Genomic DNA, 22,995 nt, shown 5'->3' on the forward strand with positions numbered 1-22,995 from the left:
AAAGGGTACAGATTATTATTTTCTGAATAAATTTATACTTTCCTAAATTAAAAAAGGAAGAATTTTTTAATTCTTCCTTTTTTAATTTAACTTAATCTATTGTTGTTTCATAATTATTCAAAACATCTTTCCATATTGTTTCATACCCAAATCTTGAAGCATTTTTATAATAATTAATTGAAGCCTTATAATATTTTGCAGAATAAGAATTTGAATCTATCTCATTAAACCAAAAATATATAGATAATCCTGTGCTACTTTCTTCTATCGCTGGAATTTGATAATAATCTCCAACTCCATTTTGAGCTTCTAAATAGACTATTAAATTATCTCTGTTATTTAAATAATCTAAAAAATTATCAAACTTTTGTTTCAACAAACTATTTTCATTCGAACCAAATGTATCTTCTGGAATAGATTCTTCTATTTTTTTCATAAAATCTCCCAAATCCACATATGGGCTTAATTTATTATAATCCTTATTCCTATCCCAGCTATAACTTAATGGCGATGTCTGTGAAATAGGAACATCTTTTATTAAATTAATATTACTGTTTAATTCAGTTACAATATCATTAAATTTTACCATAAATTCATCAATTTTACTCTCATCAGTAATTGTATATACAACTGGTTCTTTATTATTCGGATCTAATTTAGAATAATAATCCCAATTTGCTGATTGTATATCTATAGCCAATTGTTTGTTAGTTTTATCCAAAAGATTTAAATTTATATTTTCTAATATTCCTTTGTATTCTCCACCAGCTCCTGGAGTTAATTCTGGAGAAAATGCTAAATAATCAGCTACATCTTTTAATTGATATGCTACTTCTATTCCGCCCATTAAACAGGCATCCATATATATAACATCTATCTTTGGTATATGACTATTTTTTATTCCATATTCTATTTCCCACAGATCTAAACTATCTCCATTACTTGAATCATCTTCTGCTATTGCTTTATTTATCGGATTATTAGTATCTCCATATTTATCATCGTACCATCCATCCCCATGATCCCATAAATCTAAAATATATTTTTGGGCAGGATAATTTTCTTTTACAAAATTTAAAAACTTTGTTACATTAATACTTTCTCCTGTATTAATAAATTCATCTAATTCTTTAATTTTATCAATTTTATTTCCATTTTTAACAAATATTCCAGGAGTATTTGAATTGTCGTTTTTAAAATCTCCATAAATCACTACATTTATATTATTGTTTATATTTGCGTTTTTTATCTCTTCTAAATCCATCATTGCAAAATTATTTAAACTATTATCTGCTGCCATATAAATCATAAAAGTTAATTCTTTTTCATTTGTTAATGGTTCTATTTTTTTTACTATAATCTTTTTTACCATATTAATTTCAGTTCCTGTTACACTATTTTTTGCTGTTATATTTAAAGTATCACTATCTACACCATATATAGAATAACTAAAATCATTATTATTATTTTTTTTTATAGTTCCTTTTTCAGAAGAAACTACTGTTGAACTACTCATACCAGAAATATCTGTTACAATAATATCTAGTTTATAACTCACTCCATCATAGACAGTTACATTATCCACATTTTTAAACTCTTCTCCATTTAACTTAATAGATGAAATTTCTAAAGTAGATTTTTCAGTTGTATTAGTATTATTATTTTTCAAACATCCAGAAAAACTTAATAAAATCAAAATAAACAATATAATATATTTTTTATTCCACAAAATTATCCCCTTCTTTCTAACAGTCTATATTAACATTATACTCCGATTCTAATATATTTCTGTAATTAAAATCACAATTATCAAAAACTAAACATAGTCATATAATATTTTATTATTATTGAAACTGCATATGACAATAATAAAATCAATACTATTGTTATCCCTGATATTATAGCTGTATATATTTTTTTGTCTCTATTATTAATTATCGGCGACTTCCACAAATGATATAAGCAAAAAGGTCCAATTACAAAAAATTCCAATAGTATCCCCATTGGCTTTTGATGAAGTTTCCCTTTTTTCCCCTGCTCTTTCCCACAATATTTACAAAATTTATCCTCTTCATTAATCTCTTTTCCACAATTCCAACAATTCATAATAACCGCCCCTTTTTAGAATGTACAATGGAAAATAAAAAAACATTACTATTTTTAATTTTCCATTGCCTTCTCCTCATTGTAAATTTTCAATCCTCTTCTAATTATTTTTTCAATATTATTAAATCTTTTGGACTTTTATTCATAACAATACATCCATCTTTTTTTACAATTACATCATCTTCTATTCTAACTCCACCAAATCCTTCTACATAAATACCTGGTTCTATTGTTATAGTCATATTTTCTTCTAATATTATTTCTCCTCTTGTAGAAACTCCAGGTGCTTCATGAATTTCTACACCTATTCCGTGACCAAGTCCATGACCAAAATTTTCTCCATACCCTTTTTCAGTTATGTAATCTCTTGCAATTTTATCCAACTCTTTAGCTTTCATACCAGCTTTTACTTTTGAAATAGCCAATAATTGTGCCTCTAATACTGTATTATATATCTCTTTATGTTTATCTGTTAAATTATCTCCTACAAATACAGTTCTTGTCATATCAGATACATATCCATTATAATAGCAACCAAAATCCATTGTAATAAATTCATTATTACCTATTTTTTTATCACTTGCTACTCCATGAGGCATAGCTGATCTATAACCAGAAGCTACAATAGTCTCAAATGATTTATCTTCTGCACCATTTATTTTCATAACATACTCAAGCTTTGCAGCTATTTCTCTTTCTGATATTCCAACTTTTATATCTTTTAATATTTCAGTAAATGCAATATCACTTATACTTATTGCTTTTTTTATTGTTTCTATTTCTATTTCATCTTTAACAATTCTAATTCCACTTAATTTTTCCCCTAAAAATTTATATTCTATGTCACCAAAATATTTTTTTACGCTACTAAATGCAGATAATGTCATATCTAAGTCTTCCAATCCCAACGTTTTTACATTATCTTGTTTTATATATTCTTTTACTGTCTCCAAGCTATCTCTTTCCACTTTTACAACTTTAAATCCTTTTGGTACAACTTGATTATTTGCTTGTTGTATATATCTAAAATCTGTAAAAAAATATCTATTTTTAGAAGTAACAAGAGCAACTCCTGTCGTTCCACTAAATCCAGTAAAATATCTCAAATTATACATATTTGTAATAAATATACCATCTAATTTTTCATTTTCTAAAAGCTCTTTTAATTTCATTTTTAATTCCTCCTATTTTTCTGTTTTAAATTTCTAAGGAACGTTTAAAAAATAATGTTCTCATATTTTGTTATAAAAATGCTTGAAACGTTGCATATTTTAAAACAAAACAGGTAAGTTATTTTTAAGCCATTCCTAATTATACATTTATTATATCACAATTACATCTCTTTTCAAAAAGTATTTTACTCTTGTTTGTATTTTTGATATAATAAATTTATTTAAAAAAGAGTTAAAAATAATATTTTCATTTTATTTTTAAATATGGATTTATAACATAAAATAATTATAAAATTTTAGCCACAGATAAATGCAGATAATTATTCACTTTTATTCAACAGTATCCATCCCATGGTTTCAATTTTTTTCTTAGTGTACCTTTGTGTTCTTTGCGTCTTTGTGCTGAATTATTTTTCCTTAAAAAAAACTTAAAATTACTAAATAAGATATTTTATTATAAATTTATTTTTATGATAAAACTAAAACTTATGGACAAATTTTATTTTTGTCCAATGTAAAATAAAAAAGAGGCGGTGAATTATATGATTTTGATATTTGATATTGGAAATACACATATTGTTACAGGGGTCTTTGATAATAGTGGCAAACTTTTATTAAATTTCAGAGTAGCAAGTTCAGAAAATTTAACAGAAGATCAAATTTTTAGTTATCTAAAAAATATAGCTGATTTTAATAATATATCTATAAAATCTGTAAATGGCATTGCTATCTCTTCCGTTGTTCCAAATTTAACTACGATATTATTTTTTCTATCTAGAAAATATTTTAATATTAATCCAATAATAGTAAATAGTTCCCTTAATTTACCTATACAATTTGACGTTGACAATCCAGCAGAACTTGGTGCAGATAGATTAGCTAATATAGTTAGAGCTCACAATTTATATCCTGAAAATTCAAAATCAGTAGTTATAGATTTTGGAACAGCTACTACTTTTGATATTTTACAAGGTAATTGTTATATAGGAGGTTCTATTTTACCAGGAATAGATTTATCTATAAGAGCGTTATTTAAAAATACAGCTAAATTGCCAAAAGTTAGATTTCATAGAATAAATTCTGTAATTGGGAAAAATACAATTGAACATATTAATGCAGGAATATATTATGGTTCTATTGGACAAATAAAAGAAATTTTAAGGAAAATAGAAGAAGAAATTGGAAATTTTAATCTTATTACAACTGGCGGTCTTGGTAAAATTATATCTAAAGAGCTTAATCACAAATTTGAATATATGCCTGATTTAACTTTAAATGGTATTTTGGATATTTATAATATAAATAAATCCTCAGATTAGTTTATCTGAGGATTTTTTATTCTTATGGTTATTAGAGATATTTTGTTTCTTATGTTTTATACTCCAATTATATATATATTACCAAGATATATTAACTTCTACTTATTTCATTTAAAAATTCCCAAGTGCACTAATACACTTGGGAACTTAAACTCTTTAATTCACTCAATTATCATTACACAAATAGTATAAAAACAGTTCTAATATTTTATACTAATATGCCATTACTTGTAAATCATATAATACATAATAACTTGAATTTGGATAATCCAATGTCATTGCTATATATCTAACTTTTTTTGATTGTGAAAATTCTATTGTATCTTTTCCACCATTACTATTATCATATGTAGCTAATCTAGTCCAATTTCTATCTCCTGTTTTCAATCCCCATACATAATATGTACCAGGATAATTTGATGTACTCCATTTCATTTTCAATTGTTTCACATCATAATCTTTTCCCAAATCAAGATTTAACCATCCATAACTACTACTGCTAACCACCCATCTACTGCTATTCACATCTGAATCTACAGCTTTATTTCCTGCATAACTACTTGAATAATATCCTGAAACGCTTATATTTTTATTTAACGCAACATTTTTTAATACTTGTGGATTTGGGTTTGGATTAGGTCCTGGTCCAGGCTCTGGTCCAGTTAAAATATCTGTCATTACATATCCTCTAATTCTGTTATTCCTAATCAAATTATAAGATATCCAACCATATCCATTAAATCCCCAATTTGTTCCCCAAGAATTTATTAATTTAAAAGCTCCTTTGCTGTCATCATATCCAACTAAAGTTATAGCATGATACCCTTCTAATTTTCCATAAGTACTATCATATACTGGATTAGAAGCTGAAACATTAAAATCTGGATATACTGGAATTCCCACTGAAACTGCATCTCCTGCTGCTAAGTGAGATTTTATTGCATTTATATCTCCATCAGGTACTGTCCCCCAACTTTTTGCTTTATATTTCGCAGCTTCTTGTTTTTGATAAGAAGTCGGTTGTGTCCAATAATTATTTTGGTTATATGGCATAACTGATAATGTTGCTGCTCCTTGTTTTACTATTAAATCTAGTGCTAAATATATTTGAGAACCTCTATCTTGTCCACCATTTATTTGATTATATACATAAGCTGGACTAAATAGATGATCTGTTGTATTTAATCCCCATTTTTGGTCTAAACCTTCTTGAAAACTTTTATATGCATATGTCGTAGCCCAAGCTGTACAGCTTCCTTGATGTCCTTGATTTCCTGGAGTTGGCATATTGCCACTTAAGTCAATTTTAGATGGCAAAGTCCCTCTATATATTGGAGTTTTCGCTCTCGTAAAGCTTCTATATTTTTCTTCTGATACAGGTACATATCCTGTAAAATACTTTTCACCATTAAGTTCTACATAATTTTTTTCGACATTTTGATTGTAAATTTCATCTTTTGAATTATTTACCTCGTTATTATTAGTTTCCTTATTGATACACCCTGCGAATATTGTTCCTATTACCGCTCCTAAAATTAAAATTTTTGATGTAAATTTCATAAATTGCCCTCCCTAGTTAATTATTTTTCTGTAGTTGTTTCACATAATAATTTTATAATATTTCCTTTTGCCGGCAGTAAGATTATACTACATTTTTTCCACTTTTTCAATACTTTTTTGTTCTATTTTAACTTTTTTTGTACTGTTTCAAAATTAAACTCCCGTACTTTTTCTGGCGCTTAAAATTGTTTCAGGAAATAAAGTTTCAAATAATACAGTTTTAATATTAAAAATTAAAAAATATATAATTGATGTGAAATTTTGTTTTGATAAAAGATTTTATTTCTAATATAGCACTCTATCCGAAATAAAAAAAAGCTAAAAAAATTCATTTTCAAGTTATTTTTGTAAAACTATATATATCAACATAAAAAAACAACTCAAAATTTTAATTTGAGTTGTTTTTTAAGAAATTATTTATTATACTTTTCTTCTGTATTTTTTCACACTATCAATTATTATTTTCTATATCCATCCCATTATTAAAAATCTGTGATATTTTACCTTCCAATTATCTTCACATCTTGTATTGGAAATGGTATATCTATCTCTTCCTCTTTAAACCTATCATTCAATATATAATTTAACCTATCCAAAATATCATATTTATCTTTAAAATTATTTATCCAAAATATTATCTCGAAATCTAATGAAAAATCACCAAATTTCAAAAAATATGTACTAAATTTTGGATTTTTTAAAACTCCATCTGTTTTTTCTAAACATTCTAAAATTAATTTTTTTACTTTTATCATATCACTTTCATAAGCCACTCCTATTGAATGATATACTTTTATTTTGCTGTTTGGCTTATTATAATTTGTTACTTCTTCATTTGTTATATTAGAATTTGGAATTGTTACCACTAAATTATCTAATGTTTTTATTTTAGTCGTTCTTATTCCTATCTCCATTACTTCTCCCAGTAAATCCCCTGTTTTTATTCTATCCCCTACTGTAAAAGGTCCGTCGAATAATATAAATAATCCAGATAAAAAATTTGCTATTGTATCTTTTGCAGCAAATGATACTCCCATACCAATAATTCCCATACCTGCTAATAATGATACTGGTGAATATCCGAATTCTTTCATTATTATAGATATTGCAACTGTCCAAACTAATATTCTAGTAATATTTTTGAATAATGGAATTACTGTATAATAATGGTTTTTTCCACTTTTTTCTAACTCTTTCCCAATAAATTCATCTACAATAATATTAACTGTTTTAATTATTATAATTGATAATAATAGTACTATAATTATATCTATACCTATAAACAGTTCTTTTCTCAATTTTAATATTTCATTATATTTTGTTAAATTTATTAAATTTGATGAAAATTTCAAACTAATAAGTATTAAAATTAAATATAAATATCTATTTACAATTTCATAAATTTTATCATCTAATTTGTTCTTGCTTTTCTCTACTACTCTTTTTATATATTTTCCAAATATATATATTAAAAAATCTGAGATAAATACAGATAATAAAAAGAGTAAGAAAAATAATACTACCATATCTAATATATCAATTATTTTTTCTAATCCAGCAACTTCTCTTAATGAATATTTTGCTCCTATTAAAACAGATAATACTATTACAAATTTATTAGAAATAGAATAAAGTTTATCATCAAATTTATTTTTTGTATTATGTATAACTTTTTTTAATTTTTTCTTTAATATTAGATTAACTAATACTCCTAAAATAAGCCATGCTAGAAATATTCCTATCTTAATTAAATAATTATTAATCCCCATTTATCCCACCTTTTTTTCTAAATTGAATTTATACTTTTTTGTTTAAAAACACTGCTATTATTGCTGTTAATGGAACTGTCATAATAATACCTATGCTTCCTGCAAATCCATTTATAGCTTCTGTCACAATAATTGGCATATTCATAAATTGTAAATACTGCATATTATATCCATAAATTAGCATCATTAGATTTAAAGAACTTCCCACAAAAGCTAATATTAATGTATTTGCCATAGTTCCCACTATATCTTTTCCTATATTCATTGAAGCTATAAAAAGTTCTTTTGAAGATATATCTTTTTTATGCTTATTTAATTCTGATGCTGCAGAAGCTATTGACATTCCCACATCCATTATTGCTCCATGAGATGCTATCAAAATTGATACAAACAACAACCCTTTTATTTTTATATTGTAATCTCTAGCTATATAAAGCAGCTGCTGCCCTTTATCCATTGTAACTCCAGATAAACCAGCTAATTGACCTGCTATAAAAACCAATATTCCTGCTATAATACTTCCTCCTACAGTTCCTAATATAGCAGCTAAACTTTTTTTATTATACCCACTTATTAATAAAAATGATATTATCGTTGTTATTGAAATCGTTATTATGGAAACTATTATTGGATCTTGTCCTGCAAAAATACGAGGTAATATAACAAAAATTATATTACTACCTGTAATAGTCAGAGCTATCAGAGACCTAATCCCCTTTTTCTTCCCTAAAGCTATTAATGCTATTATAAATAATCCTCCTAATATATAAACTACATAATCTCTTTTATAATTATAAACCCAAACTGAATCTTTTCCATTTTGTTTTGTTATTCCAACTATAACTTTTGCACCTTTAGTTGCTTTAGCATTATGCATTACACTCATTGGATTAGTTACTACAAACTCTTTTCCTTTTAATCTTCCTGTTAATATTTTTAATCTCAATGTTTGATTCCCATTATATCTATTACTAATAACTTTATCTTCTTGAAGTTCTTCTTTTATTACATTTTTTACAATTGCTGTTTCAAATTTTTGTTTGAAATACTTTTTTCTTTTATTTTGATGATTAAAAAAGTTAATTTGTACAACAACTAGAATTAAAAGCAAAATCCCAGATATTATAAGGTCCATATGTTTTTTCATTTTTTCCCCCAATATTTTAAAAGAAAGAGCCTTTCGGCTCTTCCCTTTAAATTCCTTAATATATATATATTATTTGTCCAACATTTAATTTATTTGGATCTTTTAATCCATTTAATTGTGCAGCACCTTTCCACTGAACATCTTTATATCCAACTATTTTACCCAATGTATCTCCTGATTTAACTTTGTATCCAACAATCCCTTTTATATCAAAAAGTTCTACTACTCCTTTATTCATCAAATCTCTTATATTTAAAGATTTTATATTTGAAGTTCTTCCATCACTTGATCTAGGTATTTGTATATCACCTTTTTTAACCATATCAAATACTTTATCTCTTAATGGATGATTTAATATAACTCCTGTAATTTTCCAGTTGTTATCAACTTTTGGAGAAACCACTCCATTATCTTGCTCTTGTACATATTTTACAATTAATGCTCTAATTCTTCCTGCGTCTTGCATTGTAGCATATGAATCATAATATTTATCTGCAGGGGTTACTAATTTTAATCCTAATAAAGTTCCAAATCTATAATTATTTACAGCTAATTTGTAAACTTTATTATCATCTATTGGTTTTCCATTAAATTTCAAATTCTCTATTCTATTTCCTGCTTCTTTAGACAAGTTAATATCATAATTAACTCCTGAGAACATATCATAATTATATCCTCTTACATTAGGATTAAAGCTAACTGTTAAATCTCCATAATGATAAGTGTTGTAATAACTTGCTGACCATTCCATATATTTTTTTAAATTTTTCCCAGTAATTCTAACACCAATCAAAGTGTTTGGATATTTATAAATATATGCCACATCTTTTTTCTTAAATTCTCCTTTTTTCAAGTTACTTCCAAAATTAAATAATGCTGCAGAAGAAACATCTGCTTTTGAATAAAACATTTGTACATCATTTATTAAATCTATTATAGCAGTATCTTCTACTTGTGCTGTAGGCATTGTTGTTACTTTATCTGCCTTTGTTATATAATCTACACCTTTTATAAAGTCTTCTGTTATTTTTCCAACAACTTTATTTGCATCTTCTCTAGATTTCTTATTAACAAATTCGAATTTATTTAAAATTTCTTTATTTTCTTTTACTTTTTTAGTTCCAAGGTTTTCTAATTTTACAGATGCTACTTTATAGTTATTATTATCTCCTGAAACTGTTATAACTGCTTTTGCTAATGCTGCTCCATATTTTCCAGGTTCTATTAATTGAACTCCATTTCTTTTTTCTACATATTTAGCATGTTCATGTCCACCAAATAATACATTAAATTGAGGGAATTCATCAGCTATATCATAAAGTCCTGCTCCACCATATTCACCTTTTCTACCTAAATGATAACTTCCAATTAATACATCATATTTTCCTTTTAATTCATCTAATACTTTTCCTGTTTCATTTATTAATTTTGTAAATTTCAATCCTTCAAAATGTTCTGGACTACTTGCTTCCCAACGAGTTACATTAGGTGTAATCATCCCAACAATTGCAACTCTAACTCCTTTTACATTTAATATCTTATAAGCTTTTACAAATCTTTCTCCATTATCTGTATTATAAATATTTCCAGCCAATACTGTTCCGTTAAATCCTTTTATATTTCTTTTTAAGAAATTTAAATCAAAATTAAATTCATGATTTCCTAATACCCATATATCATATTTCATTTCATTTAATGATTGAATCATTGGATGAACTGGTAAATCATTAAATAATTCTGCACTGTTATCTTGAACTGTATCTCCATTATCAATTAATATTGAATCTGGATCCATTGCTCTTTCTTTTTTTAAAATTGTCATAATTTTTGCTAACCCTGCATCTTTATCAGGTGCATCAATTGCATAATCATATGCATAAATCCTACCATGTAAATCCGACGTTTGCAGAACTGTTATACTCTTATCTGCCCCAAATGCTGCTAAACTCAACAAAAACATTAAAACTACTGCTGCCCTTACCTTCGAAAACATTTTTCCTTTTTCCATTTTTTTCTCCTCCTTGTAGTTTTTTTACTATAAAACAATATACCATAAAATTATTGCTTTATCAACCAATTTTATTAGAAAAATTCAATTTTACAATTCAAATATAATTTTTTTTATAATCTTTATCTTTTATCCATTTTATTGATTCTACTTTTTATAAATTTAATGCAATTTCCATCATATCTGTAAACGTTTTTTCTCTTTCTTCAGAAGATGTTTCTTCCCAAGTAACAAGACTATCACTTACTGTTAATATAGCTAAAGCATTCACTTTTTTTTGAGCCGCTATTGTATATAATGCTGCTGTTTCCATTTCCACTGCTAAAACTCCGTGTTCTGCCCATATTTTCCACCAACCAGCATCATCTTGATAAAAATGATCACTTGTAAATACATTTCCCACTTTTACATTCACTTTTTTTTCTTTTGCTATTAAATATGCTTTATTTAATAGTTCAAAATTTGCTGTAGGTGCAAATCCTGTTCCGTTAAATCTTACATTATTTATAGAAGAATTACTAGAAGCACTCATTGCAAGTATCACATCTCTAATATGTACATCTTCTTGTAATGAACCACATGAACCAATTCTAATTAAATTTTTTACTCCATATTCATTTATTAATTCATTAACATAAATTGATATTGAAGGGACACCCATTCCTGTACCTTGTACAGATATTCTTTTCCCTTTATAAGTTCCTGTAAATCCATACATTCCCCTAACTTCATTATAACATTTTACATCTTCTAAAAAAGTTTCTGCTATAAATTTTGCTCTTAATGGATCTCCTGGTAATAATACTGTTTCTGCTATATCTCCTTTTTTAGCACCTATATGTATACTCATTATGCCTCCCTATTTTTTATAATATTTCTCTCTTTTCAGACCTCACCTAAATCCCAATATCATCAAATTAATGATAATTTATAATTTTATATTGGGTTTGCCAACGGCACAACCGCTACATTATAAAATAAATTAATACTGTAGGGGCTTGATACCATTGACCTAACTCTTCTACTAAATCAAAAAATCAATCTTATGAAATTTTAAAATTTTAAAATGCAGAGACAAATTGCCTCTGCTGTTTTTATCTTATTTTATAATATCTTTTGCAAAACTTCCTTCTTTTTCTACTCCAAGTATTAATTCTTCTATTGTATCAGCAATATCAGAAAATTTTCCTCTAATTTTTAGATTAACTGGATTTATATTTTTTCCATATACAAGTAATGGAATATATTCTCTAGTATGATCAGTTCCTTTAAATATTGGATCACAACCATGATCAGCTGTTACTATTAATATTTCATTTTCTTTCATATTTTCATATATTTCAGGTAATTTATTATCAAATTCTTCTAAAGCATTTTTGTATCCAATAGGATCTCTTCTATGTCCATATGCCATATCAAAATCTACAAGATTTGTAAAAATTAACCCTTTTGTATCCTCTTTTAAAGCTTTAATTGTTTTTTCTATTCCATCTAAATTATTTTTATTAACGCCTTTACTTTCAGTTATCCCATCTCCTGCAAATATATCTGATATTTTTCCAACTGCAACTACATCTTTTCCAGCTTCTTTTAATTTATTTAAAATTGTTTTACTTGTTGGCACTAAAGAAAAATCATGTCTTCTAGGAGTTCTTGTATAATTCCCACTTTCTCCAGTAAAAGGTCTAGCTATTACTCTTCCAACATTAAGCATTTTTCTAGCTATTTTACAATATTCATATAATTTATCTATTGGTACAATATCTTCATGTGCTGCGATTTGAAATACAGAATCTGCTGATGTATAAACTATTAACGCTCCAGTTTTTACATGTTCATCTCCTAATTCTTTAATTATTGCAGTTCCTGAAGCTACTACATTCCCTATAGTTTTAGTTCCAGTTTTTTCTTCAAATTCTTTTATTATATCTTCTGGAAATCCATTTGGATAAGTTGGAAAAGGAACATCAGTTATAATTCCTGCCATTTCCCAATGCCCAGTTGTAGTATCTTTACCTTTAGATACCTCTTTAGCTTTTCCATAAGCTCCTTCTGTTACCTCTAATTTTTTCACACCTTCTATATCTGTAATATTTCCTAATCCTAATTTCTCCATATTTGGTACATTCAATCCACCTGTTGCATAACCTATATGAGCAAAAGTGTTAGCCCCTAAATCTCCATACTCTGCAGCATCAGGTAAAAATCCAACTCCAGCACTATCTAAAACTATAAGTGTTACTCTCTCAATTTTTTTCATAATCACACCTCACTTATATAATATTATTTTTTTCTTATTAAATATTAATTCTATTTAATATTCTCCCTCTCCTACTTTTTCTCCATTTAAAATTTTAATTCCACTACTTGTTCCTAGTCTCATTACACCCATTTCTATATATTTTTTAGCTGTTTCAAAATCTCTTACTCCACCAGCTGCTTTTACAAAAGCTTTATCTCCAGCAATATCAAGCATTAATTTTACATCTTCAAAATTAGCTCCTGAATTTCCAAAACCTGTAGATGTTTTTATAAAATCTGCTTTAGCTTTAACTGTAAGCTCACTTGCAGTTCTTTTTTCATCTTCTGTAAGATAACAAGTTTCTATTATTACTTTCAAAACTTTATCTCCAATAGCTTCTTTTATCTCTTTTATTTCTTCATAAACCTTTTCATTTTCTCCAGATTTTAATAATCCAATATTTAATACCATATCTATCTCTTCTGCACCTTTTGCTACTGCATCTTTTGCTTCAAATATTTTAGATTCTTTTGTCATAGCTCCTAAAGGAAACCCAATTACAGAACATACTTTTACATCGCTTCCTTCTAATTCTTTTTTTGATAATTCTACATTTCCACTATTTACACATACAGAATAAAATCCATATTCTTTTGCTTCACTACATAATTTTTTAATTTCATCTGTTGTTGCCACTGCTTTTAATAATGTATGATCTATATATTTAGCTACGTTCATCCTATTCTCCTCCTATTTTTTAAGTCTATTCTTAAAAGTTTTTCTTAATTTTTATAATTACATCTCTTTCTGCAAGATGTTCATTTGATATTTCAAATGCTTCTTTTAATTTTTCTATTGAGCTATTTAAAGTCTCTTCTTTGCTATAATAAATTTTAGCCAACACATCTCCAGCTTTTACTTTACTACCAATTTTTTTCTCTAAAACGACTCCTACTGAATGATCTATTATATCAGCTTTTGTTGCTCTTCCCGCTCCTAATACCATTGCTGCTTTTCCTACACTTTCAGCTTCTATTTTAGATACATATCCATCTTTTTCAGCTTTAAAGTCATATGTTTTTTCTGCAATTTTAAGATAACTATAATCATCAACTATTTTTTCTTCTCCACCACAATTTCTAATAAAATCTTTTAAATGGCTCAAAGCTTTTCCAGAATGAATTACTTCATCAACTTTAGTTTTAGCAACTTCAATATCTGTTTCATCGCCTTTTATAATTAATGCAATTGCTGCAAGTGTTTTTACTAATTCTGTAAAATCTTTTGGACCATTTCCTTTTAAAGTTTCTATTGCTTCTATTATTTCTAAACTATTTCCAACAGCAAAACCTAACGGTTGATCCATATCTGTTAAAATTGCAACTACTTTTCTATCAAAACTATCTCCAATATCAATCATTGTATCTGCCAAAGTTTCTGCATCTTCTAAATTTTTCATAAATGCTCCACTTCCAACTTTTACATCTAAAATTATCCCATCTGCATATACAGCTAATTTTTTACTCATTATACTACTTGCAATTAACGGTATACTTGGAACTGTTGCTGTAACATCTCTTAATGAATATAATTTTTTATCCAAAGGAACTATTTTATCTGAATATCCCATTATTCCAATACCTGTTTTATTTACTAAATTCACTAATTCATCTCTTGTTTCAGGGAATGTAAATCCTTTTATTGATTCAAATTTATCAATAGTACCACCAGTATGTCCTAATCCTCTTCCTGATAATTTTGCAGTTCCTATATCAAAACATGCAAATATTGGAGCTAATGCTATTGTAGTTTTATCTCCAACTCCACCTGTACTATGTTTATCAACTAAAAATTTAGTTATTTTTTCAAATTTTATAATATCTCCTGAATGCATCATTCTTTCTGTAAAGACTTTTAATTCATCTTTAGCCATTCCATTAAAATATACTGCCATTAAAAAAGATGACATTTGATAATCAGGAACGTTTCCTTTTAAATAATTATCTAACAAAAATGTTATTTCCTCTGTTGTTAGAGTTTCGTTATCTCTTTTCTTTTGAATAATATCAACTGCTCTCATATTTTACGCCTCCCTTAGAAATCTATCGGTGTTTTTCTCATATTAATCCCGTGATTATCCCGTGGTTGCAAAAAAGAAGAATAGGAACCACTGGATTGACACAAATGAACACGGAATAAGAAATAAAACAACTTATCTTAAAAAAAATTCATCTATTCCTAAATTGAAAAAGGGGAAGGGGAGTTTCCCCCTCCCTATCCCTTTATTTGTTCATTACAGAATTCCAATCATTTAAAAATCTTTCTATTCCTCTATCTGTTAATATATGTTCTGTCATTTTTAGTATTACATTGTAAGGTATAGTTGCTATGTGTGCTCCATATTCTGCTGCTTTTACTGCATGATATGGATTTCTAATACTTGCTGCTATTATTTCAGCTTTTATGTTATGTTTATCAAATATTGCTGCTATTTTTTCTATTAATAAAACTCCTTCTTCTCCAAGGTCATCAAGTCTTCCTAAGAATGGACTTACATAACTTGCTCCTGCTCTAGCTGCAAGTAATGCTTGTGCTGGTGTGAATATCAATGTTACATTTGTTTTTATACCTTTTTTATGAAGTTGGCTAACTGCTTTTAGCCCTTCTACTGTCATAGGTATTTTTATAACTATATTTTTATGAATTTTAACTAACTCTAACGCTTCTTCTACCATTTTTTCTGATTCTAAAGATATTACTTCTGCACTTATTGGCCCGTCAACTATTCCTGTAATCTCTTTTACTACTTCTTTAAAATCTCTTCCTTCTCTAGCTATAAGTGATGGATTTGTAGTTACCCCACTTATAATCCCCATATCATTTGCCTTTTTTATATCCTCTACATTCGCTGTATCAATAAAAATTTTCATCTTGTATAGCCTCCTATGTATTTTTTGTTTTAATCTTTTGTTTTAATCTTTCCTAAATATCATTTTTATCATATGGTTGACCATCTGCTGCTGGTGCTACTGCTTTTCCTACTACACCTGCTAATGCTAATAATGTCAACAAATAAGGTGTCATTTGTATAAATTGTGGTGGAATACTCTTTACATATTGTTGCAGTAAAGTTTGTCCAGCATCAGCAAATCCAAATAATAAACTTGCTCCTATTGAACCAATTGGTGTCCATTTTCCAAATATCATTGCTGCTAACGCTATAAATCCACGTCCAGCTGACATCCCTTTTGTAAATTGTGCCAAAGCTCCTAATGAAAGATACGCTCCTCCTAGTCCAGATAAAACTCCACTCATTATTACTCCAAAATATCTTATTTTATATACATCTATTCCAACTGTATCAGCAGCTAATGGATGTTCTCCAACAGCTCTCATTCTAAGTCCTGTTACAGTTTTATAAATAAATATATGAGCTAATATTGCAATTGCATATATAATATAAACTAATATTGACATTCCAAATAAAGTTGGAAGCTTTGCTACTGCTGGTGAATTTCCTGATTGATGAAATAGCACTCTTAACATAAATATTGTAAATCCACTTGCAAATAGATTGATAGCCACACCTGATACTATTTGATTTCCTCTATATTTTATACTTAGTATACCATGTAACCAAGCTAGAAGGCCTCCAGAAATCATTCCTGCTAATACTCCTGCCCATGGACTTCCTGTGTAAAATGAAGTTACTGCAGCTGAAAACGCTCCCATTAACATCATTCCTTCAAGTCCGATATTAACTACTCCTGTTACTTCCGAAAAAGTAGCTCCTATTGCTGTTATTAATATTGGTGCTGCTTGTCTTATAGTTGCTAATAGCAAACTTAAAATTATACTTACCATATTAGCTCACCTTCTTTCTGTTTAATAATGCTTTAAACATATTTTCAGATGCCACAAGTAATATTATTACTGCTTGTATTATAATAATTATTTGGCTTGGAACTCCTGCTAAAAATTGCATTTTCATAGCTCCAGCTCTCAAAGCTCCAAATAATATTGCTGCAACTATAATTCCAAATGGATTATTTTTACCAAGTAAAGCAACTGCGATACCATCAAATCCATAACTTGCCATAAGACCTGAAATATATCTATCTTGCCCTATTCCTCCAAGAACTCTCTCTGCTCCTCCAAGTCCTGCTAATATTCCACTAATTCCCATTGCTAAAACTACTCCCCAAACAACATTAATTCCTGCATTTTCTGAAGCAGTTGGGTTAAATCCTATTGCCTTTATTTCATATCCTAATACTGTTTTTTCTAATATATACCAAATTGTTATTGCTGCTAATATTGCTATTATAAATCCAAAATTTAAACTTGTAGGCGGCAATATTGATGGCAACTTTGAAGCTGCTGATATTGGTGGTGTTACTGGACTTGGTCCAGCTACTCCGCCCTCTTTAAACGGATAATTTAATAAATATTGTTCAAAATTTATTGCTATATAGTTCAACATAATTGTACTAATTACTTCATGAACTCCAAGTTTAGCTTTTAGCCAACCTGAAATTCCAGCCCATATAAATCCTGCTGCCGCTGCTGCAATTATTGCTATTACTACATTGCTTATAAGCGGAGTTTTTACAAATGCTGCTACTGCTACTGCAGCCAATCCTCCTGCTACCATTTGCCCTTGAGAACCTATATTAAATAGTCCTGCTTTAAAAGCAAATGCCACTGAAAGACCAGTAAAAATAAGAGGTGTACTCATTAATAAAGTTTGAGCAATTTCTCTTTTTCCCACAAAAGCTCCTTGAAATAGATACATATAAGCGGTAAAAGGATTTTTACCCAAATATGCTATAACTCCTCCACCTATTAGCATAGCTATAAATACTGATAATACTGGTATTAAGGCTTCTTTTAATTTATTATTCATCAATTTTACCTCCCGCCATTAAAATTCCAAGTTTTTCTTCGGTAGCATCTTTTCTATCTATTATTCCTACAATTTCTCCTTCAAACATTACACCTATTCTATCACTTAAGCTCATAACTTCTGAAAGTTCTGCAGAAACTACTAAAATTGCTTTTTTATTTTCTTTTTCTTTTAATATCATATTATGAATTGACTCTATTGCTCCTATATCTACCCCTCTTGTAGGTTGAGAAGCTATTATAAATTCATGTTTTTTTTCTAATTCACGAGCAACTATAACCTTTTGTTGATTTCCACCTGATAATCGTCCAAATTTTGTATTAATATTTCTTGGCCTAATATCATATTTTTCCAAAAATTCTGTACTCTCTTTTTCCATTTTACTAAAATCCAAATTTATTCCTTTTTGATATTTATCTTTATGTACACCTAAAGCTAAATTATATTCTACATCATATTCATCAATTGCTGCTCTTTTATGTCTATCTTCTGGTATATGTGCAAAACCATTTAAAGTAATCTCTCTTGGTGAATGATTCAATAAATCTTTCCCCGCTATTTTAAAAGAACCACTTTCAGCTTTCATTAACCCTGATATAGCTTCTATTAATTCAGTTTGACCATTTCCTTCTACACCAGCTATACCAAATATTTCTCCTTTTCTTATATCAAATGATAAATCTTTTACTGCTATCATTCCTTGTCTATTTTTTACATTCAAATTAGATACTTCAACAAGTTTTTCTCCAAGCTCTACTTCTTTTCTATTTAATTCAAACAGAACCGCTCTTCCAACCATCAAATTTGCAATTTTTTCTTTTGTTGCATCTTTTACATCTAATTCTCCAACATTTTTACCTCTTCTTATAACTGTTATATTATTTGCTGTATCCAATACCTCTTGTAATTTATGAGTTATAAAAATAATAGTTTTTCCTTCACTTATCAAATTTTTCATTATCTTATATAGCTCTTTTACTTCTTGAGGAGTCAATACTGCTGTTGGTTCATCAAATACTAAAAGTTCTGCTCCTTTAAATAAAATTTTCAATATTTCTACTCTTTGTTGCATTCCAACTGATAATTGATTTACTATTGCATCTGGATCTATTTTTAATCCATATTTTTCTGAAACAACTTTAACCTCTTCTCTAGCTTTGTTAATATCTAAAAACATTCCTGTTTTTGGTTCCACACCTAATATCATATTTTCAGCTACAGTAAGAGTAGGTACAAGCATAAAATGTTGATACACCATTCCTATTCCCATTCTTGATGCTTCACCTGGTCCATCTATATCAACTTTTTCATTATGTAAACGTATCTCTCCTGATGTTGGTTGATATAATCCATTTAATATTTTCATTAACGTAGATTTTCCGGCCCCATTTTCCCCAACGATAGCATGTATTTCACCTTTTTGTACTTTAAGGGTAACACTATCGTTTGCAACTACTTTACCGAATACTTTTCTAATATTTTTCATTTCTAAAATGTAATTGCTCCCCATCCTTGATTCCTCCATTCTTAGTCTATATTTTTTATTATTTCTTCTACCCATCTGCAAAATTCAGCTGTAGCTTTATTTGCAGTATCCACTACTGACTCATGTGAATGTGCTGTTTTTGATATTCCTGTTGCCATATTTGTTATACAAGATATTCCTAAAACATTCATTCCTAAATAGTTTGCAGCAATTACTTCTGGAACTGTTGACATACCTACAGCATCTGCTCCAATTCTTGATAAATATTGAATTTCTGCTCCTGTTTCATAATATGGTCCTGTAAGTCCAGCATAAACTCCTTCTTGATAATTTACGCCAATTTTATCAGCCACCTCTTTGGCTTTAGCCATTAAATTTTTCTTATATGCTTCTGACATATCAGGAAATCTAGCTCCAAATCTCTTGTCATTTGCTCCTAATAAAGGATTATCTCCAAATAAGTTTATATGATCAGTTATAATCATTAAATCTCCAGGTGTAAAGCTTCTATTTACTCCACCAGCTGCATTACTTACTATAAGTTTTTCAATTCCAAACATTTTCATAACATATTCTGGATAAGTAACCTCTTTCATTGCATACCCTTCATAATAATGAAATCTTCCTTGCATAGCTAATAATTCTACATCTCCAATTTTTCCAAACACCAATCTTCCTTTATGCCCTTCTACTGTAGAAACTGGGAAATTTGGTATATCTTTGTAATCAACAAACTCTTTTTCAGTTATTAAATCAACTAATCCACCTAATCCAGAACCTAATATAACTGCAACTTTAGGTCTGTACTCTGTCTTTGCTTTTAAAAATTCTACTGTTTTCATAACTTTATCATACATTCTTCTTCCTCCTTAGAAAATTTTATTTTCAACTTATCAACTTACTTCTATATATTCTTCGAGAACAATTCATTATTTCCTTCTTTTTTTTCAAAATTAAATCCAATTTTTTTCAAATATTTGCTGTGTTTTTCATTATTAGACTTTGCAACTATAACATTTATACCTTCTTTTTTGAAATTATCTTTCATTTCTTCAAATAGATAACGCCCTAATTTAAAATCTCTATATTGTGGTGTAGCATAATCTACATCTACTATATATTTATCTCCTGCTTTTTCTCCAACTACTAAATTTGCTGGTATCATATTTCTAAGTACAAAGAAAACTACTTTATCTTTTTTATTTTCATTTGATTCAAAATCTGGAAAATAATTCTTAATATCATCACTATAATATTTGAAAAAATGTGAAAAATATTCTGAATTAAAATCTGAATTTAATATTTCGAAATCTTCTTTAGTTTGATAAATTTTTATTATGTAATAAATATCTGCTAAAGCAATAAATCCATTTAAAAACCCAACGGGCATTGCTCCTATTAAAAACCCATATGCAGAAAACATTCCAGCCCCAATCAAATTATACCATCTTAACTTAACAATAGAACTCATCATAAGCGATACCGCAACAACTACTGATGCAGCATATCCAAACCATTCTAACCAATTAATTGCTTCCATCTTTCATCTCCTCCTAGAAAACCTTTTCATTTTTATTATAAATTTAAGTTTTGCAATAAAAGCAAAACTTAGAAACGACTTAAAAATAACCTTCCCATTTTGTTATAAAATACGCAATAACTTAAACACTTTTATAACAAAATATAAAAAAATTACTTTTTAAACGTTAGTTAAATTTATTTTATTCGTTTTGTACTATCTCTTTCCTGAAGTGTATAATCAATAACTACCGTTTTTAACACCCCTGACTTACCTTCTACTTTGTCAAGCACTAAATTCGCAGCTTGAACTCCTGCTCCAAAATAATCATATTTTATAGTAGTAAGTGCTGGATTTGTATATTTAGATATTTCCATATCATCACTTCCAACTATCGACATATCTTCAGGAACTCTAATCCCTTTTTCATATAGATAATGCATAGCCGTAATTGCTAAATGATCTGTTGCTGCATAAATTGCTGTTGGTATCTCTTTTGATTTTTCAATTATATGTTTTATAGCTGTATATCCAGTTCCAACTGCAAAATCTCCTATATACATATATTCTTTTTTTATTGATATTCCATTTTCTTCCAAAGCATCCAAATATCCCTCTTTTGAAAGTTGACCTAAATATGTGTTGGTTTCAGGAACTCCTAAAAATGCTATCTTTTTATGTCCTCTTTCAATTAAATATTCAACTGCCTTTTTTGATGCATTATAATAGTCATATAAAACCGATGGAACATCTATTCGTCTGTTTTTTTGACCTATTATAACTAATGGAACATCTATTTTTTTTATGATTTCTATATGTTCATCTTTTAATTCTGTTGTAAAAAACAGTATCCCATCAACTCTTTTTTCTTGAAAAAGTTGAAAATACTTTATCTCTTCTTCCACTTTTTCTCTTGCATTAGCCAAAAGTATATTATACCCTTTTTCATTAAGAGTTTTTGCTACTCCTTCTACTGCAGTTGCGAATATACTTACATCAATTCTAGGTAATAACACCCCTATTAAATTTGTCTTGTTTTTCAAAAGCTCTTTTGCTAATAAATTTGGTCTATAATTATTTTCCTCTATTATCTTTTGCACTCTTTCTCTGGTTTCTTCTTTCACTTTTTCTGGTGCATTTATAACTCTAGATACAGTTGAAATAGAAACATCTGCTAATTTTGCAATTTTTTTTATTCCCATAAATATACCGCCTCTTTCTGAAAAGCTTTTCAATAATAATATTGTACCTTTTTTTTTTTATTTTGTCAAGAGGATTTTTTTATTTTTCGAACATTTATTTATCTTTTTATATAAAAAAATGTTCATTTTTATTCTTCCAATTCAAAGCTGAATGGTAAAAGTTCTTGAATAGTATAAATTTTATACTTTTTCGATAAATTTGAAAGCACAATTTCAGTTTCTGGTGTTGCAAATTCAGATATAACTTCTCTACAAGCTCCACATGGTGTAACTACATCCTCTGTATCTGCAACTATTACAATTGTCTTAAGTTTTTTCATTCCGTCAGTTACGCCAGAAAAAATTGCTGTTCTTTCAGCACACATTGTAAGACCATATGATTTATTTTCTACGTTTACACCTTTATACATTTTATCATTATCCCCTATTACAATCGCTCCCACTTTAAATCCTGAATATTTTGAATATGCTCTTTCTCTAACTTCAATAGCTTTTTCTATTAAATCTATGACATTCGTTTTCATATTCCACATCCTCCTTATTTGTTGTTTTGATTATT

At 28.0% G+C, this 22,995-nt stretch carries 20 protein-coding genes; 1 reads left to right on the forward strand and 19 read right to left on the reverse strand.

The features are described from left to right. Positions 1-91 precede the first annotated feature (91 nt). The 3 genes from RDY08_RS07150 to RDY08_RS07160 all read right to left on the reverse strand — a co-directional run bounded on the left by RDY08_RS07150 (position 92) and on the right by RDY08_RS07160 (position 3,278). A complete protein-coding gene (locus RDY08_RS07150) occupies positions 92-1,729 on the reverse strand; it encodes a clostripain-related cysteine peptidase (protein ID WP_307903684.1) in 1,638 nt (545 codons plus the stop codon). Between the two features lie 80 nt (positions 1,730-1,809). Further along, positions 1,810-2,106: a zinc ribbon domain-containing protein gene (locus RDY08_RS07155; protein WP_307903685.1), complete on the reverse strand. Its 297-nt coding sequence runs from the start codon at positions 2,104-2,106 to the stop codon at positions 1,810-1,812. A gap of 104 nt (positions 2,107-2,210) precedes the next feature. Further along, on the reverse strand, positions 2,211-3,278 hold the full coding sequence (locus tag RDY08_RS07160) for a M24 family metallopeptidase (protein ID WP_307903686.1): 1,068 nt from the start codon (positions 3,276-3,278) through the stop codon (positions 2,211-2,213). A 542-nt stretch (positions 3,279-3,820) separates the two neighbouring features. Between RDY08_RS07160 and RDY08_RS07165 the strand changes: the two genes are divergently transcribed. Next, positions 3,821-4,597 carry a type III pantothenate kinase gene (locus tag RDY08_RS07165; RefSeq protein ID WP_307903687.1) on the forward strand — a complete coding sequence of 259 codons (777 nt, stop codon included), beginning with the start codon at positions 3,821-3,823 and terminating at the stop codon, positions 4,595-4,597. Between the two features lie 213 nt (positions 4,598-4,810). Here the strand turns inward: RDY08_RS07165 and RDY08_RS07170 are convergent, their stop codons facing one another. From RDY08_RS07170 to cdd, 16 genes are all read right to left on the reverse strand, one after another. Further along, on the reverse strand, positions 4,811-6,157 hold the full coding sequence (locus tag RDY08_RS07170) for a C1 family peptidase (RefSeq protein ID WP_307903688.1): 1,347 nt from the start codon (positions 6,155-6,157) through the stop codon (positions 4,811-4,813). Positions 6,158-6,657: 500 nt separating this feature from the next. Beyond that, positions 6,658-7,926 (reverse strand): mechanosensitive ion channel family protein, encoded by a 1,269-nt coding sequence (locus RDY08_RS07175; RefSeq protein ID WP_307903689.1) that lies wholly within the window; start codon positions 7,924-7,926, stop codon positions 6,658-6,660. A gap of 28 nt (positions 7,927-7,954) precedes the next feature. Next, a complete protein-coding gene (locus RDY08_RS07180) occupies positions 7,955-9,073 on the reverse strand; it encodes a YibE/F family protein (protein ID WP_307903690.1) in 1,119 nt (372 codons plus the stop codon). 55 nt (positions 9,074-9,128) lie between these two features. Next, the gene (locus tag RDY08_RS07185; protein ID WP_307903691.1) at positions 9,129-11,081 is read right to left on the reverse strand and encodes a 5'-nucleotidase C-terminal domain-containing protein; all 1,953 of its coding nucleotides are present in this window, start codon (positions 11,079-11,081) and stop codon (positions 9,129-9,131) included. Between the two features lie 154 nt (positions 11,082-11,235). Then, a complete protein-coding gene (deoD, locus tag RDY08_RS07190; protein WP_307903692.1) occupies positions 11,236-11,931 on the reverse strand; it encodes a purine-nucleoside phosphorylase in 696 nt (231 codons plus the stop codon). 249 nt (positions 11,932-12,180) lie between these two features. Then, entirely contained in the window at positions 12,181-13,341 is a 1,161-nt protein-coding gene (locus RDY08_RS07195; RefSeq protein WP_307903693.1) for a phosphopentomutase, read from the reverse strand. Positions 13,342-13,395: 54 nt separating this feature from the next. Continuing rightward, a complete protein-coding gene (gene deoC / locus RDY08_RS07200) occupies positions 13,396-14,061 on the reverse strand; it encodes a deoxyribose-phosphate aldolase (RefSeq protein WP_307903694.1) in 666 nt (221 codons plus the stop codon). Between the two features lie 31 nt (positions 14,062-14,092). Next, positions 14,093-15,403: a thymidine phosphorylase gene (locus tag RDY08_RS07205; RefSeq protein WP_307903695.1), complete on the reverse strand. Its 1,311-nt coding sequence runs from the start codon at positions 15,401-15,403 to the stop codon at positions 14,093-14,095. 202 nt (positions 15,404-15,605) lie between these two features. Continuing rightward, the gene (fsa, locus tag RDY08_RS07210) at positions 15,606-16,253 is read right to left on the reverse strand and encodes a fructose-6-phosphate aldolase (protein WP_307903696.1); all 648 of its coding nucleotides are present in this window, start codon (positions 16,251-16,253) and stop codon (positions 15,606-15,608) included. Between the two features lie 52 nt (positions 16,254-16,305). Beyond that, positions 16,306-17,187 (reverse strand): ABC transporter permease, encoded by an 882-nt coding sequence (locus RDY08_RS07215; protein WP_307903697.1) that lies wholly within the window; start codon positions 17,185-17,187, stop codon positions 16,306-16,308. A gap of 1 nt (position 17,188) precedes the next feature. Then, complete coding sequence (locus RDY08_RS07220) at positions 17,189-18,229, reverse strand: ABC transporter permease (protein ID WP_307903698.1); 1,041 nt, start codon at positions 18,227-18,229, stop codon at positions 17,189-17,191. Beyond that, a complete protein-coding gene (locus tag RDY08_RS07225; RefSeq protein WP_307903699.1) occupies positions 18,222-19,739 on the reverse strand; it encodes an ABC transporter ATP-binding protein in 1,518 nt (505 codons plus the stop codon). Before RDY08_RS07225 ends, RDY08_RS07220 begins: the two co-directional genes overlap by 8 nt. Positions 19,740-19,756: 17 nt before the next feature. Beyond that, the gene (locus RDY08_RS07230; protein WP_307903700.1) at positions 19,757-20,572 is read right to left on the reverse strand and encodes a purine-nucleoside phosphorylase; all 816 of its coding nucleotides are present in this window, start codon (positions 20,570-20,572) and stop codon (positions 19,757-19,759) included. Between the two features lie 47 nt (positions 20,573-20,619). After that, positions 20,620-21,255: a hypothetical protein gene (locus RDY08_RS07235; protein ID WP_307903701.1), complete on the reverse strand. Its 636-nt coding sequence runs from the start codon at positions 21,253-21,255 to the stop codon at positions 20,620-20,622. A gap of 176 nt (positions 21,256-21,431) precedes the next feature. Continuing rightward, positions 21,432-22,436, reverse strand: a complete 1,005-nt coding sequence (locus tag RDY08_RS07240; protein ID WP_307903702.1) for a LacI family DNA-binding transcriptional regulator — start codon at positions 22,434-22,436, stop codon at positions 21,432-21,434. 128 nt (positions 22,437-22,564) lie between these two features. Continuing rightward, positions 22,565-22,960 (reverse strand): cytidine deaminase, encoded by a 396-nt coding sequence (gene cdd / locus RDY08_RS07245; RefSeq protein ID WP_307903703.1) that lies wholly within the window; start codon positions 22,958-22,960, stop codon positions 22,565-22,567. Positions 22,961-22,995: the final 35 nt, after the last annotated feature.

The organism is Haliovirga abyssi (genome assembly GCF_030295325.1).
Taxonomy (GTDB): domain Bacteria; phylum Fusobacteriota; class Fusobacteriia; order Fusobacteriales; family Haliovirgaceae; genus Haliovirga; species Haliovirga abyssi.

Excerpts from the sequence above, each read along its gene's own strand:
- RDY08_RS07155 (WP_307903685.1), bottom strand. The coding sequence starts at position 2,106 with ATGAATTGTTGGAATTGTGGAAAAGAGATTAATGAAGAGGATAAATTT.
- RDY08_RS07160 (WP_307903686.1), bottom strand. The coding sequence starts at position 3,278 with ATGAAATTAAAAGAGCTTTTAGAAAATGAAAAATTAGATGGTATATTT.
- RDY08_RS07165 (WP_307903687.1), top strand. The coding sequence starts at position 3,821 with ATGATTTTGATATTTGATATTGGAAATACACATATTGTTACAGGGGTC.
- RDY08_RS07170 (WP_307903688.1), bottom strand. The coding sequence starts at position 6,157 with ATGAAATTTACATCAAAAATTTTAATTTTAGGAGCGGTAATAGGAACA.
- RDY08_RS07175 (WP_307903689.1), bottom strand. The coding sequence starts at position 7,926 with ATGGGGATTAATAATTATTTAATTAAGATAGGAATATTTCTAGCATGG.
- RDY08_RS07180 (WP_307903690.1), bottom strand. The coding sequence starts at position 9,073 with ATGAAAAAACATATGGACCTTATAATATCTGGGATTTTGCTTTTAATT.
- RDY08_RS07185 (WP_307903691.1), bottom strand. The coding sequence starts at position 11,081 with ATGGAAAAAGGAAAAATGTTTTCGAAGGTAAGGGCAGCAGTAGTTTTA.
- deoD (WP_307903692.1), bottom strand. The coding sequence starts at position 11,931 with ATGAGTATACATATAGGTGCTAAAAAAGGAGATATAGCAGAAACAGTA.
- RDY08_RS07195 (WP_307903693.1), bottom strand. The coding sequence starts at position 13,341 with ATGAAAAAAATTGAGAGAGTAACACTTATAGTTTTAGATAGTGCTGGA.
- deoC (WP_307903694.1), bottom strand. The coding sequence starts at position 14,061 with ATGAACGTAGCTAAATATATAGATCATACATTATTAAAAGCAGTGGCA.
- RDY08_RS07205 (WP_307903695.1), bottom strand. The coding sequence starts at position 15,403 with ATGAGAGCAGTTGATATTATTCAAAAGAAAAGAGATAACGAAACTCTA.
- fsa (WP_307903696.1), bottom strand. The coding sequence starts at position 16,253 with ATGAAAATTTTTATTGATACAGCGAATGTAGAGGATATAAAAAAGGCA.
- RDY08_RS07215 (WP_307903697.1), bottom strand. The coding sequence starts at position 17,187 with ATGGTAAGTATAATTTTAAGTTTGCTATTAGCAACTATAAGACAAGCA.
- RDY08_RS07220 (WP_307903698.1), bottom strand. The coding sequence starts at position 18,229 with ATGAATAATAAATTAAAAGAAGCCTTAATACCAGTATTATCAGTATTT.
- RDY08_RS07225 (WP_307903699.1), bottom strand. The coding sequence starts at position 19,739 with ATGGGGAGCAATTACATTTTAGAAATGAAAAATATTAGAAAAGTATTC.
- RDY08_RS07230 (WP_307903700.1), bottom strand. The coding sequence starts at position 20,572 with ATGTATGATAAAGTTATGAAAACAGTAGAATTTTTAAAAGCAAAGACA.
- RDY08_RS07235 (WP_307903701.1), bottom strand. The coding sequence starts at position 21,255 with ATGGAAGCAATTAATTGGTTAGAATGGTTTGGATATGCTGCATCAGTA.
- RDY08_RS07240 (WP_307903702.1), bottom strand. The coding sequence starts at position 22,436 with ATGGGAATAAAAAAAATTGCAAAATTAGCAGATGTTTCTATTTCAACT.
- cdd (WP_307903703.1), bottom strand. The coding sequence starts at position 22,960 with ATGAAAACGAATGTCATAGATTTAATAGAAAAAGCTATTGAAGTTAGA.